Source organism: Oceanobacillus sojae (assembly GCF_007991515.1).
GTDB lineage: Bacteria > Bacillota > Bacilli > Bacillales > Amphibacillaceae > Oceanobacillus > Oceanobacillus sojae.
In genome coordinates this window covers 309253-322842 of sequence record NZ_BJYM01000001.1, presented here as the reverse complement: position 1 = coordinate 322842, position 13590 = coordinate 309253, and the positions used below count along the sequence as shown (strand labels likewise).

The window sequence follows — 13590 nt, the reverse complement described above, 5'->3', positions numbered from 1 at the left end:
AATCATGCTATGATTCAATAGTTGTTTAAAACAAAGGATACAAGTCCTTGACAATAAAACGATAAAATGCTATATTGTAAAAGTTAATGATATGATCTAAAGACAAGTAGAAGCACCCGCTTCTCACCTGATTGACGCCTGTATAGGCAGTTAACGGGTTCATCACGATTCATGTTTACGAATGAGGAGATGTGTGGGTGCGTATGTGTACCGACACTTTTTTTATGGAATGAAATGATTTGACTTGTCCAGATAGATCAGTAACAAAATTTTCGGAGGTGGCTGGCTATTAGCAAGGATATGAATGTTAACGAAAAAATTCGTGCAAGAGAAGTTCGTCTCATTGATTCAAATGGGGATCAGCTTGGAGTAAAAACTCGTAATGAAGCATTAGAGATTGCCGGGAAACGAAACCTTGATTTAGTATTAGTTGCTCCAAACGCAAAACCGCCGGTATGTCGTATTATGGATTACGGGAAGTATCGTTTTGAGCAGCAGAAGAAAGACAAGGAAGCTCGTAAAAAACAAAAGGTAATCAATGTTAAGGAAGTACGTTTTACACCTGGAATTGGTGACCATGACTTTGAAACGAAGCTTAAAAATGCACGTAAGTTCTTGGAAAAAGGGGATAAAGTAAAAGCTGCGGTTCGTTTCCGTGGTCGTGCAATCACCCACAAAGAACTTGGGAAAGAAGTACTGGACCGTTTTGCTGAAGAAGTGAAAGATCTTGGTACAGTAGAAACAAAACCTAAAATGGAAGGCCGTAATATGTTTATGATGGTCGCTCCAGTAAATGAAAAAAAATAAGCTTTTATCGCAACGAACTAGGAGGAAAAAATTATGCCTAAAATGAAAACTCATAAAGGTTCAGCAAAACGCTTCAAAAAAACTGGATCTGGAAAAGTAAAAAGATCTCATGCATACACTAGCCATATGTTTGCAAACAAATCTCAGAAGCAAAAACGTAAGTTACGTAAAGGAACTCTTGTTTCTTCTGGAGACTACAAACGTATTAAAGCAATGTTACCAAAATAATAAATTCAGATATGTAATTGAATCAGGAGGGATTTCTTATGCCACGAGTTAAAGGTGGAACAGTTACGCGTCGTCGTCGTAAACGCGTCTTAAAATTAGCAAAAGGTTACTACGGTTCGAAAAGAACTTTATTTAAAACAGCAAAACAGCAGGTTATCAAATCAGGTCAATATGCTTATCGTGACCGCAGACAGAAAAAACGTGATTTCCGTAAACTTTGGATTTCCCGTATTAATGCTGCTGCACGTTTGAACGATATTTCTTACAGCAAATTAATGCATGGTTTGAAGCTTGCCGGTATTGATATTAATCGTAAAATGCTTTCTGATTTAGCTATTAATGATGAACAAGCATTTGCTCAATTAGCATCTCAGGCAAAAGAAGCTTTAAAATAATATAAATAATTAGACCGCATCCAATTGAGGAGCGGTCTTTTTTTATATCTAGAGTTAAAGTGGTTCAGCGTTGCGACAAACTTCCTTATTATTTATGATAAAGGAGTGTTACTTATTTGTTTATCCAGGAGGGAAAAATGGAAAATCTATCATCATTACTTATTTATTTGCTCGTTGCTAATTTAATTGGATTTTATTTCATGTTTAAAGATAAACAGAAGGCAAAGCAGAAGGCATTTCGTATTCCGGAACGTACTTTTTGGCTATTGGCAGTTTTAGGAGGAAGTATTGGTCTTTTTATTGGTATGCAAATATTCCGGCATAAAACAAAGCATAAAAGCTTTACAATCGGGATTCCTATTTTTATTGGGGTTAATGTAATCAGTTTCGTTGGCCTGGTTTTCTTTTCTAAAGAGATTCTTCAATTTCTGTCTAATCTTTTTTAAGAATAGAAACAGGCTGGATTCTTTTATCATAGACTGCTCGTCTTGAAACATATATATAGATATAAATATAATACCAGCTTCCTCAAGAGGAGGGGTAGCCATGGAATACGTTGGGAATTATTTGCTGGTAATTATTGAGATGGGCGGCGTGCTTTCCCCGCTGCTATTTATTATTCTACATCTCATCAGGCCAATGTTATTCTTACCAGTTGTATTTATTTGTATTTCTGGCGGCATCTTATTTGGTCCAGTTGCAGGAAGTGCCTATTCTATTATTGGGATAACAATGGCAAGTTTGTTTTTTTATGTAATGGCAGGTTGGATGCCGAAATCAATCGAAAAGCTAATTATTTTGAAGCAGCGGTTACTTGGTAAAAATAGAGAAATGACTACAGCACAGGTTACTTTATTAAGACTCGTCCCATTTATTCATTTTCACTTACTATCATTATGTTTGATTGAAACGAACAAGACTTTTAAAGGATATGCAAAATCTTCTTTTATATCGAACATTCCTCTGGCAATTGTCTACACAAGTATCGGTGGTTGGATTTCCAAACTTTCTCCAGTATATATCGCTATTTTCATTATTGCCTTACTCCCATCCTTATATTTTTTAAGGAGAAAAGAAATTATTATTCAATGGCAGGAGTTTTTTGCAGCATCTTCTACACGCGTGAAGCATCGGGAATTATCAAAAACATAATACATGTAAAACACCCGGCTCTTGCATAAAAGAGCCGGGTGTTTTACGATAAAAGTATAAAATATAAAACTATGGAGAAGGTGGTGTAAACATTGAAACTTCCCTGCTGCTGGAATTGTCAGCACGAATTTAAACTGCGTGAGCTTTTTTTGCCGTGGAAATCCCGCTGTCCAGTATGTAATAAGAAGCAATTTCTGACAAAAGAAAGCCGGTTTAATACGACGCTTTTCAATCCCGTTATACTGATTATTATATTTGTTATGAATATAATGAGCGTTTCCTGGGCAGTTATGATCCCGATAGTTCTCTTTATGCTGCTTATTTGTTTTAGTGTGATGCCTTATTTCTATCGTTTTACGGATAAAGAAGCTCCATTTGTGTAAAAAATAACCAGTCCAGTTGCAGCTGGTTATTCTTTTGTGATTTCCGTTATAATAAGTTCATTAATCGGATGCTTCCAAGTGATAGAAGCATGCGGATAGTGAATCAATATTTCCTGTTCTAAAAAGTATAAATCCTCTCTGGTTAATCCGCGAAGCTCTAATGGATTCTTAACAGTAATATGGATATCAACCACCTCAAAAGCGTCTTCTGTTGTTCCTAAATATTTCTCACCAATAAAAAGACATCCTTTATAAGTTAATTGAAAATTTTTCTGATTATTATTATGCTCATCTAATAAATAGAATCCCTGATTTTCCTGAGAAAGGCGCAGCTTGCGTTCAGGTTTTTTTAAGTATTGAATCCATGTATAAATAAGCAATGCAACTGCTATCACTAATAATATCCGAAAGATAATGATGACCATAATTATCTACTCCTTAGAAACGTCCTGTTACCACTACATACGAATGAAGAAACAAAAAGTTTCAAGAGAATAATATTTTATTATAAAAAATATAGAAAGTTTATATTTTTACGGCAAAACAAATTAATCATGTTAAATTTAGAATTAAAAAGTTTTTGTTGACTAAACTAATCGTGTTAGTTAATATGTTAATTATATTAGTTAGAGGGTGATTTAATTGAAAATAGAGCAACATAATAATTTATATCAGATAACATTTCTGCCGAGTATTTTCCCAATTAATTGTTTTGTCCTTGAGCAGGAGAAGGATTTAATCTGTATTGACATGGGAACCGGGAAATTTGTCAATGAAATAAAACAAATGACAGATCAAACGGGAAAGCAGTTAAGTAAATTAATTTTGACCCACGCACACGGTGATCATGTCAATGGAGTACCTTATTTTAAAAAGGTTTTTCCTGATGTGTCAGTAGGAATATCTAAACGGGACAGATGCTTGTTAAAGAAAGATTTTCGTCTGAAGGCAGATGAGTCCGATAAACCAATAAAGGGAGGATTTCCGAAAAGGGATATACCGATTGATTTTACTTTTGAGGAGGGAGATAAGATTGATACTTTAGAAGTCATTTCAACTCCGGGACATACGCCGGGTTCAGTAACTTTTTTTGAGGCGCAGCACCAGTCACTTATTGCAGGAGATGCATTTCAAACAAGAGGCGGTATAGCTGTTTCTGGAGTATTAAAATGGCTCTTTCCTTTTCCGAAAGCTGCAACATGGGATAAAGAAACAGCTGTGAAGAGCGCAGTGAAATTATTGGAGCTTAATCCGAAATTACTTGCAGTGGGACACGGAGATATGTTAGTTAATCCGGAGGAACAAATGAAAAAAGCAATAAGAAAAGCAGAAGCCGGGGTTGGAAAATGAGAAAAAAAATAACGAAAGAATTAATTACTGACGCAGCACTGGAACTGCTTGATCAGAAGGGAATCGAGGAAGTTACGATAAAAAATATAGCCATGCAGCTAGGCATTAAACCACCATCGTTATATAATCATATAGCAAATTTAGAAGATTTACTAGACATCGCTGCGCAAAGAAGTATGAGAAATTTGTATGATAAACTTGTGGTTACAAGCATTGGACTGGAAAAGAAGGAAGCTCTATGGGCAATTGCACAGGAGTACAAAAATTTTGCAAAGACATGGCCGGGTCAATATCAACTAGTACAAAAAGTGAAGTTATGGAAAAGTGATGAAACAAAAGAGTTATCTGAGCAGATTATCGAAATATTTTCTAAAATACTGCAAAAATATGCCTTGTCAGAGGATGATACCATACATTTTATCCGGACATTAAGAAGTTACCTGCATGGCTTTGCTCTATTAGAAATGGATGATGCTTTCGGGCTTCCTCAAGAGCTGGAAAAAAGCTTTTCAATAGGGTTAAATATAATTTTGACAGATTTGGATTCTGAATAGAACTCAAAGAGATTAATCAATATAAAAAGCATTTCTAAAAAGTCTGTGATAAAATGGAAGAGATGGCAGACAAGGAGGAGATAAATTGGATTGGAATCAGCTATTTGAAATGCAAAAGAAATTGGATACATATATTGAAAACAATCATGATTTGTCCAGCGTAAATTTATTTCATGAAAAGCATCTGGCCCTCCTTGTTGAACTTGGAGAGCTTGCAAACGAAACACGATGCTTTAAATTCTGGAGTACAAAAGCAAGAAATAATCAACAGGATATTTTAGAAGAATATGTAGATGTGTTACATTTCCTGATGTCAATTGGAATTGAGAATGGGTATATTTATCAGGCAGATGGAAAGATTAAGCCGGAAGAAAACATGACAGAATCAGAATGTTTTTACCAAGTATATAGAAAAGCTATTGCTTACCGGGATAACCCGCTGAATGAAAATTATCAGCAATTATTTAGCTGGAGTCTGCAATTAGGAAATCAGCTTGGATTTGCTGATTCCGATATTCAAAAAGCATATTGGGAGAAAAATCAAATTAACTATCAGCGCCAGGATCAAGGCTATTAACTCTTTTCTCCATTTAACCGGCAGTAAAACTCCGCTTCAAAGATACAAAGGGTATTTGAGTATGATATACAAGGGGCAGTAACTCTCGGTATAAGCCTAATTAATAAAATTATCATCCCACTTGGGAAAATCGTAACCTCCGGCTGGATGAGGTTTCACTATATGAAGGAGAGATTATGAATATGACAAAGCTAGATAACACATTGACAATGCTAAAGGATTTAACAGATGCAAAAGGAATACCAGGGAACGAAAAAGAAGTACGGGAAATGTTTGAGAGTTATATCAGGCCCTATGCAGATGAACTGACAACAGATAATTTAGGCAGCTCAATTGCTAAAAAGACAGGAGACGAGAATGGACCTAATATAATGATTGCGGGACATTTAGATGAAATTGGTCTGATGGTGACACGCATTGATGAAAACGGTTTTCTCTATTTCCAGACAGCTGGAGGCTGGTGGAATCAGGTTATGCTGGCGCAGCGTGTAACGATTATGGGCTCAAAGGGAGATGTGACTGGTGTTATCGGCTCTAAGCCTCCGCATATATTGAGTGCTGAAGCCAGAAAGAAACCTTATGAAATAAAAGATATGTTTATTGATATTGGCGCGACAAGTAAAGAAGAAGCAGAATCATTTGGTGTGAAGCCTGGAGATTCTGTCGTTCCTTATTTTGAATTTACACAATTAAAGAATGAAAAATTACTTATGGCTAAAGCTTGGGATAATCGTATTGGCTTAGCGATTGCAATCGATGTATTGAAAGCTTTAAAAGATGAGGAACATCCTAATACTGTTTATGGTGTAGGAACAATACAAGAGGAGGTTGGCTTGCGTGGAGCAAAAACATCTTCTCATCTGATTCAGCCGGATATCGGATTTGGTGTAGATGTTGGTATTGCGGGAGATACACCGGGCATTGCTAAGCAAGATGCGGACAGCAAGCTTGGTGAAGGCCCTCAGATTGTATTGTATGATGCTTCTATGATTTCTCATAAGGGACTGCGTGATTTAGTTGTTGAGACAGCAGAGGAGAATAATATCCCTTACCAATTTACTTCTATGGCTGGCGGCGGTACAGATTCAGGCTCTATTCATTTGACTGGCAATGGTGTTCCATCTCTATCTGTTACAGTAGCTACCCGCTATATTCATTCACATGCAGGAATTCTGCATCGTGATGATTATGAGAATGCTGTGAAATTATTAACAGCTGTGATTAAAAAATTGGATCGCAAAACCTTAGATACTCTTATTAAAGCTTAATAATAATGATTTATGCCGTACATTTTGAGACTGTTAAAATGTACGGTTTTTTTATAGAAAAGGGTATTCTTGACAGAAATCAAATACCATGGTAAATTATATTTAATTAAATATTTATTAATTAAATATAAAAGGAGTTTTTTCAATGAATCCAATTCGTGGCATGCACCACGTTACGGCAATAACAAGCAGTGCAGAAAAGAATTATGAATTTTTCACATATGTGCTCGGTATGCGTTTAGTAAAGAAAACAGTTAATCAGGATGACATACAAACCTATCATTTATTCTTTGCAGATGATGAGGGAAATGCCGGGACAGATATGACATTTTTTGACTTCCCGGGTATCCCTAAAGGTTCTCACGGAACAAATGAAATCTATAAAACATCCTTACGTGTACCAAGTGATGCTGCACTTGAGTATTGGAAGAAACGCTTTGACCGTCTTGGAATTAAACACACAGAAATTGAACAGCAATTCGACGTGAAAACATTATCCTTCTCCGATTTTGATGATCAAAAGTATCAGCTTGTTTCGGATGAGAATAATAACGGAAGGGTCTCAGGCAAGCCATGGAAAGATGGCCCAATCCCATCAGAATATGGAATTACTGGACTGGGCCCAGTAGTCGTACGTGTTGCAGATTTTAATTTCTTCAAGCAGGTATTAGAAAAAATATTTATGTACAATGAGGTTTCCAGTGAAGCATCACTTCATCTTTTTGAAATAGATAAAGGTGGAAATGGCGCCCGGATCATTGTCGAGCATAATGATGAATTACCGCCGGCCAGACAGGGCTATGGTACAGTGCATCATGCAGCATTGTGTGTAGATGAACGCGAAGATTTAGAGAAATGGCAGCGGAGAATAGAACAATTTGGTCTTCAAACTTCCGGATTTGTCGAGCGCTTTTATTTCGGCTCGTTATATACTCCGGTAGCACCACAGGTATTATTTGAATTAGCAACAGCCGGTCCTGGATTTATGGAGGATGAGCCATATGAAACGCTTGGAGAAAAATTATCGTTGCCGCCATTTCTTGAGTCACAGCGTGAACAAATTGAAAGTCAGGTAAGAGAAATTGATACCGTTCGGAGCAATAAGGTAATAGAGAAAGAATATGAATAAAAAATTATAAATAAAAAGGATTCGTTGTCAAAAACAGACGAATCCTTTTTTATATCAAGTATGCTGACAGGAACCTAAGCTAATGAACGGTATGTATTCATTACTTTAGATACATAGGCAGTTGTTTCTTTAAATGGCGGGATACCCTGATATTTATCTACATTTCCAGGACCGGCATTATAAGCTGCCAATGCCAATTCCGTATTTCCGTTATATTTTTTCAGCATTTGGCTTAAATACTTTGCTCCGCCCTCAATATTTTGCCGGGGATCATATGAATTTGTAATTCCTAAGCCCGCTGCTGTTTTCGGCATTAACTGCATTAAACCCTGGGCACCGACTGGACTTGTTGCATTAGGGTTGAAATTAGATTCCTGCTTAATTACAGCATGAATTAAACTCTCACTAATATTGTACTTACTTGCCATTTGTTGAATGATATCCTGATAATTTGATCCAATTCCATTAACAGACTGCTTTGCTGAGGTTTGAATTGCTGCTGCCGCTTGAGTCAATGGTGGGGCAAAGCTGGACTGGCTAAGATTAGAGCCAAAATCCTGTGCTGTCCGTTCTTCTGCTTCACGAATTCGTTCTAAGAGCAGCTGTTGAAAGGACTTAGCGCCAAAGCCGCTATTTTCAGTGACTTCACCGGCAGCAGGAGTCATAGATAAAGCCTCAAAAGGGTTAGTCCGTTGATTTGTATTAATTTCCATTTATATTCACCGTCCGTATATGAGCTGAAGAGTAATTTTTTGTCCTGTGTATTTATAAAGTATTTAATCCATTTGTTAAAAATTCCTATTACTCATATTCTATCTGTTTTCAGCCCTTTAGGCAATATTATATAGAGATAATTTTCATGTTTGCTTCACGCAGCAAATTTTCATAAAAGGGGTCGTTTCCAATACACACGACAGCATCGCATATACTTTGAATTTCATCCATATCATGTGAAGTATACATAATCATTTTATTGTCAACCTGAGCTGTTTGCTTAAGATATTCGGCAATTTCTTTTTTGGATCGTAAATCAATCCCGACTGTCGGTTCATCCAGCAATAATAGGCCGGGATTATGGATTAAACTGATTGCCATATTTAATTTTCGCTTCATTCCACCAGATAATGTGTGGACAGACTCTTTCCATTTTAATAATTCCATATCCTCACAAAGCTGTTTTAATTCAATCTTCGAGCGATTTATCCAGGAAAGCTTTTCAAAAAAAAGCATATTTTCTTCCACGGACATGTCTTCCCATAAAGCGATATCCTGTGGTACGAAACCAACCATTCTGCGCAGCTGTTTACGATTTTTCCCATATATCCATTTTCCTAAGCGGATACTGCCCGAATCTGCCTTTGAAATAGTTGCTAAAATATGCAGCAGGGAGGACTTACCCGCTCCATTTTCTCCAACTAACCCGATAATTTCACCGGAATTTACTTCAAAAGACAGATTTTCAAGTACTTTCTTTTTGCCGAATGATTTCGACACATTATTAATTTCCAGCTGCATTATTGTAACCTCCTTTCACATACCAAGCAATTAAACAAATCGGCCCAATAAATGTCCAGCCGCTCCACCATTGTTCATAAACAATCTGTTTTAATGGATTTAAGGCAGCAACCCATGGATAGCTTTCATAAACGCCGTCCATCGGTAAAATAATTCCACTGATAACGATGGTTACTAAAATAATTAGAACGGCAGTTATATAATAGGGAAGCAGTTTTTTAAAGAGTAAACCTATTAAAAAGACAAGGATACAAATAGTTAAACGGAAACTAAGTATATATACAAGTTGTGTAATATTAAACCCTTCATCATATAAAACATGGAAAGCTCCCCAAGTGATTATATCTAACAGCAATAGCCCCAAACTATAAAGAAGAAGATTGCATACTAAATATTGCTGAAAAGAAAAGCGATTAAATATAAAACGTATACGGACGGTCGCATTTCTTTCTTTTATCAGCCAATCAAATAAAAAGAAGGTGGACAATAGAGCAACGATAGACCAGAGTCCCCAAGGATTTTGAAATAAAGAAAATCCTGTATCTGCATCTGTATCTTCTCCCAGGAGAGTGAAATTAGTGAAAATAAGGTTTTCACTTTCTTCAATAGAATAAATCTCATTAATTATTTCATCATAGCCTGGTATGGAAGAGCTGTTTAATGTTTCTCCTAAATTCATAATGGTGTATGCTGTTTTTGATTTTCCACTATCCTCCTGAACATAGGAAGCAATCATTTCAACAACAGGTGTATACCCCATCGATAAATCTGTCCGGTAACTTGTAATTAACCGGTTCCGTTGTCCAGCAACAATTGCAGCTTTATATCCTTTTTTAATGATAAATGCGCTGTCCAGTTCATGTGTAGCAACCATTTGTCTGGCTTCTGTTTCATTTTCCATCTCAATCACACGAATTAAATCAGATGAATCAAGTTTTTCTTTTAATTGAACTGCCAGATCAGAATCTTCTTCCAGAATAATTCCAACTGGAATGGAGCTTTGATCCTGGATAGCCTCTGTCCCGGAGATAATTATCCAGGTGAAAAGAATAGGGAAGACAGCCCAAAATAAAATGGATAGGAGATGTTTTTTTGCATGCAGCCATCGTGTAGTAATTATATCCATCATATGCTTCTGCGCTCCTTCCAGCTTAATAGTCCCAGTAACAGGAAGATCAGAATCCCGATTAGAAAAAGACTGGAAGTATATTCGGCATAATGTCTTAGGTTCAGGATTATTTCCTGAAGCCAATAAAGACTGTTATAGGCATAAGAATAGGGGAGATAATCCTGAATTCCCATTGGCAGATAAAGCGTCGGTATAACAGCACCGCTAAATAAAATTAACACAGACACAAAAAATATTTGAACGAATAACCGTAATTTCAACGATGAAATAAGCACCTCAAAAACAGCTAGAGAAAGAATGAAACCAGCTTGATAGATTGAAATAAGTGTTATTGTCCGAAATATATTTTCCTGCGTAAGCTCAATATCTAAGAAATAAAGCAAAGAGAAAAATGAGAGACAAGCCAAAATGAGGGACACTATCAGCGTTACAATTATTTTTGCGAGTATCTGTCTGAATTGTGTAGCCCCATATAATCGGATGCGCTGACTGATTAAAGCCGGATTTTCTTTGGTAAAAAAATAATATAGGGAAAATAGCCATAAACTGCTGATAATAAACCATGCTCCCAAACTGAAATAGGAAACAGGGGATGAGCTAGCCTGATTTGATAAAGTCCGTTCTCTGATAACCTGGTCTCTGCCGACTGTATAAAGTAGAAATTCCTGAAATTGTTCAAAAACAAAGTCATTTCTTGCATCATCATCCATATTAAATTGTTTCGCATAATAGTTCATTGTCAGAATATTAGCCTGTGAGGAACGAATATGACGCACGACACTTTGCAGAGTCTCATTAATCATGTAGCTTTCCAGCTGCTGCTGTCTGTTCCCGACAATGGGAACCTCCACAGAATATCCTTGATACAGGTCCTGAATAAACCCTTTAGGGAAAGCGATATATGTACTTAAATTATTTAATTCAATCTGCTTCATTGCTTCTTCCTCGGATAATTCTTTGACTTCTAAAAAATCAATAAAACCTGAGGATTGTTCTAATAATTGAACCATCATTTCCGTCTCTGTTGAATTATCTAAATCAACTAAACCTAATTGAATGGCTTCATTTTCATCCTGGGTAAAAAAACTGACAACAATCATCATCATAAGTCCTGCTAAAGCAAGAGGAAATATGAAAAGAAGAGGAAGTGAATACCACTTCCTCTTGAGTTGCCGTATATGATTTTTTATAAAAAGCCCAGTTTGTTTGAAAAAAATCATGATCATGCACACTCTTTTCTTTCTAATTCAATAATACTTAGATTAGAATCCAAATTGCATTAACCATTGATCAAGCTGATTGGTGAAATCCCCTTGGAAGTATTCTTGCAGTTCTTCAGCGGACATTGCACCAAGATCAACGACATTCGATGTATCGATACCTTCTACAGCATCAATAACAGCACCTTCTGTATTTAAATCCATGGATACATTTTCGACATAACCAGGGAAATCCAATGCAATATTATTATTTGAATTCATTTGGTCACCATCATAGGTAGAATCGCCGGTCCAGCCAAGATTAACTGTTTCATTTTCTACAGTGACTTGCAGCTGACGGTCGAAATCACGAGTGGAACCATCTAACGTTTCATCCCCAGTATAAGCAGCAGCAAATTCAACAGGGGTATAGCCATCGTCAAATGCAAAATTAAGATTTGCATTATCTGTAACAGTATCTCCGGTACCTTGGAAATCACCATTAAACGCAATAGATACTTCTTCGGAGTCATCATTCATCGTTAATGTATGATCAAAATAAATTTGGTCATCATTAAATAATTGTCCACCTGACAAATTAATAGTAACTGGTTCTTCGCCTTCAGGTGCTAGACTAATAGAAAAGTCGCGCTGTACAACTTTGTTATCAGATACCCAAAGTGTAGATTGAAGTCCATCAGGGAATTGGAAGCTGTCAACCTGTTCGATACCCTGGTCAATAGCATTGTCGAATTCTGCCATTACTTCATTAAGCTGCTCTTCAATTACTGCCGGGTCTTCAAGAGGCATATAAGCAGTTTGTTCGAACTGACCTTTTAAAATTTCTTTGAATTCGTCGTCGCCCTTCATTTTTTCCAGTACAGAAGTGATAACTGATTTCAGTTCATCTTCTGAAAGGTTCATCGTGATTTTTTCAGTATTGATAGAATCGCCGTTTACTTCCACATCCTCTTTATCACTCTCAAAGGATTCATCTGGAAGCTCCTCATAAATGAACATGAGATATTCATCTTGAATGTATTTTTCTTCTTCTTCTGTTAATAAAACAGCTTCATTATCAAATACAAGCTCTTCAATACCTAATCGTTCATTGCCTGTAAAAGTATAAGGATCAAATTGAGTTAATACACTTCCAATATCCTCATCAGAAATTTTAAGAACTTCATCCAGGAAAGGAAGCTGGGCGTATACATCAGGACCTTCAACATAGCCGGCTATGCCGCTGAAGTCCATACCGCCAACGTTGACGGATAAATCACTGTATGCCTGTTTGTTCTCCATATCTGTCTCTGAGTTTATTGAGAGCTCAGCATTAGAGAGCATAGCGATTATTTGTGGATCGGCATAATAGGAATTTTCAAGCCCTTCCAAGTTTAATCCAAGATTTACTGTTTGGGAAACAGGGTTCTCTAATGATTGTTCGTACCAGTTTAATTCATCCTCATATCGTGTTTCCACAAAAGTTTGAAGTTGTTCAATAGAATTTTTCTCAGCTTGGAAATATGTTGCTTTTGGTGTAGATGCTGTCAGGAAGAATGCCGCTGCACCTCCGCCAGCCAGGACGATTACAGCAATAATAATAGCAATAATTCCTTTCGATAGACCTTTCTTCTTTGGTTGTTCATTATCATTTTCAGCCAAAGTACATGCTCCTTTCTTAAAACTATATTTGCGCAATTTGCACATTTTAAAATGGACGTAAAAGCTTAGCATATGTAAATTTTGCCAGGCTGCCATTCCTTTTTTTCATACTATAAATTATATTCGCCAGCTGAGAATTAGAATCAAAAATTTATAATATGAAAAACTGCCTCAATTCGTTATAACATTAAAGGAATCGGTAGTCAAACCCTTCTTAGTCTTTATTTCCTACAGCTAAGCTT

The 13590-nt window shown here is 36.5% G+C and carries 17 protein-coding genes and 1 other annotated feature; of the genes, 11 read left to right on the top strand and 6 right to left on the bottom strand.

The genetic code is table 11. The features are described from left to right. The first annotated feature begins 98 nt into the window (after positions 1–98). Positions 99–229: a sequence feature (ribosomal protein L20 leader region), on the top strand. 71 nt (positions 230–300) lie between these two features. The 6 genes from infC (at position 301) to OSO01_RS24045 (ending at position 2965) form a co-directional block, all read left to right on the top strand. Continuing rightward, positions 301–807 carry a translation initiation factor IF-3 gene (gene infC / locus OSO01_RS01620; protein WP_139344830.1) on the top strand — a complete coding sequence of 169 codons (507 nt, stop codon included), beginning with the start codon at positions 301–303 and terminating at the stop codon, positions 805–807. A 33-nt stretch (positions 808–840) separates the two neighbouring features. Next, positions 841–1035 (top strand): 50S ribosomal protein L35, encoded by a 195-nt coding sequence (rpmI, locus tag OSO01_RS01615; protein WP_077603237.1) that lies wholly within the window; start codon positions 841–843, stop codon positions 1033–1035. Between the two features lie 38 nt (positions 1036–1073). Further along, on the top strand, positions 1074–1430 hold the full coding sequence (gene rplT / locus OSO01_RS01610) for a 50S ribosomal protein L20 (protein WP_077603236.1): 357 nt from the start codon (positions 1074–1076) through the stop codon (positions 1428–1430). A gap of 137 nt (positions 1431–1567) precedes the next feature. Beyond that, entirely contained in the window at positions 1568–1876 is a 309-nt protein-coding gene (locus OSO01_RS01605) for a DUF1294 domain-containing protein (protein WP_147207977.1), read from the top strand. Between the two features lie 100 nt (positions 1877–1976). Then, a complete protein-coding gene (locus tag OSO01_RS01600; protein WP_147207976.1) occupies positions 1977–2582 on the top strand; it encodes a TVP38/TMEM64 family protein in 606 nt (201 codons plus the stop codon). Positions 2583–2674: 92 nt separating this feature from the next. Beyond that, positions 2675–2965 carry a TIGR04104 family putative zinc finger protein gene (locus tag OSO01_RS24045; protein WP_147207975.1) on the top strand — a complete coding sequence of 97 codons (291 nt, stop codon included), beginning with the start codon at positions 2675–2677 and terminating at the stop codon, positions 2963–2965. Between the two features lie 26 nt (positions 2966–2991). On the opposite strand, the gene OSO01_RS01590 is transcribed toward OSO01_RS24045, so the two are convergent. Next, positions 2992–3390, bottom strand: a complete 399-nt coding sequence (locus tag OSO01_RS01590; RefSeq protein WP_147207974.1) for a sigma-w pathway protein ysdB — start codon at positions 3388–3390, stop codon at positions 2992–2994. A 217-nt stretch (positions 3391–3607) separates the two neighbouring features. Between OSO01_RS01590 and OSO01_RS01585 the strand changes: the two genes are divergently transcribed. The 5 genes from OSO01_RS01585 to OSO01_RS01565 all read left to right on the top strand — a co-directional run bounded on the left by OSO01_RS01585 (position 3608) and on the right by OSO01_RS01565 (position 7843). Next, the gene (locus OSO01_RS01585; RefSeq protein ID WP_147207973.1) at positions 3608–4315 is read left to right on the top strand and encodes an MBL fold metallo-hydrolase; all 708 of its coding nucleotides are present in this window, start codon (positions 3608–3610) and stop codon (positions 4313–4315) included. Beyond that, the gene (locus tag OSO01_RS01580; protein WP_147207972.1) at positions 4312–4869 is read left to right on the top strand and encodes a TetR/AcrR family transcriptional regulator; all 558 of its coding nucleotides are present in this window, start codon (positions 4312–4314) and stop codon (positions 4867–4869) included. The genes OSO01_RS01585 and OSO01_RS01580 overlap by 4 nt, the downstream gene beginning before the upstream one ends. Before the next feature lie 85 nt (positions 4870–4954). Next, positions 4955–5446 (top strand): dUTP diphosphatase, encoded by a 492-nt coding sequence (locus OSO01_RS01575; protein ID WP_147207971.1) that lies wholly within the window; start codon positions 4955–4957, stop codon positions 5444–5446. 182 nt (positions 5447–5628) lie between these two features. Continuing rightward, positions 5629–6714, top strand: a complete 1086-nt coding sequence (locus tag OSO01_RS01570; RefSeq protein WP_147207970.1) for a M42 family metallopeptidase — start codon at positions 5629–5631, stop codon at positions 6712–6714. A gap of 145 nt (positions 6715–6859) precedes the next feature. Further along, positions 6860–7843, top strand: coding sequence for a ring-cleaving dioxygenase (locus tag OSO01_RS01565; RefSeq protein WP_147207969.1), 984 nt, complete (start codon positions 6860–6862; stop codon positions 7841–7843). Between the two features lie 74 nt (positions 7844–7917). On the opposite strand, the gene OSO01_RS01560 is transcribed toward OSO01_RS01565, so the two are convergent. From OSO01_RS01560 to OSO01_RS01540, 5 genes are all read right to left on the bottom strand, one after another. Further along, positions 7918–8556 (bottom strand): lytic transglycosylase domain-containing protein, encoded by a 639-nt coding sequence (locus OSO01_RS01560; protein ID WP_147207968.1) that lies wholly within the window; start codon positions 8554–8556, stop codon positions 7918–7920. Between the two features lie 127 nt (positions 8557–8683). Beyond that, a complete protein-coding gene (locus OSO01_RS01555; protein WP_147207967.1) occupies positions 8684–9358 on the bottom strand; it encodes an ABC transporter ATP-binding protein in 675 nt (224 codons plus the stop codon). After that, positions 9342–10487 carry an ABC transporter permease gene (locus tag OSO01_RS01550; protein ID WP_147207966.1) on the bottom strand — a complete coding sequence of 382 codons (1146 nt, stop codon included), beginning with the start codon at positions 10485–10487 and terminating at the stop codon, positions 9342–9344. The genes OSO01_RS01555 and OSO01_RS01550 overlap by 17 nt, the downstream gene beginning before the upstream one ends. Continuing rightward, positions 10484–11707 (bottom strand): ABC transporter permease, encoded by a 1224-nt coding sequence (locus tag OSO01_RS01545; protein ID WP_147207965.1) that lies wholly within the window; start codon positions 11705–11707, stop codon positions 10484–10486. Before OSO01_RS01545 ends, OSO01_RS01550 begins: the two co-directional genes overlap by 4 nt. 42 nt (positions 11708–11749) lie before the next feature. Continuing rightward, positions 11750–13348, bottom strand: a complete 1599-nt coding sequence (locus tag OSO01_RS01540) for a DUF6583 family protein (protein ID WP_147207964.1) — start codon at positions 13346–13348, stop codon at positions 11750–11752. Between the last annotated feature and the right edge of the window lie 242 nt (positions 13349–13590).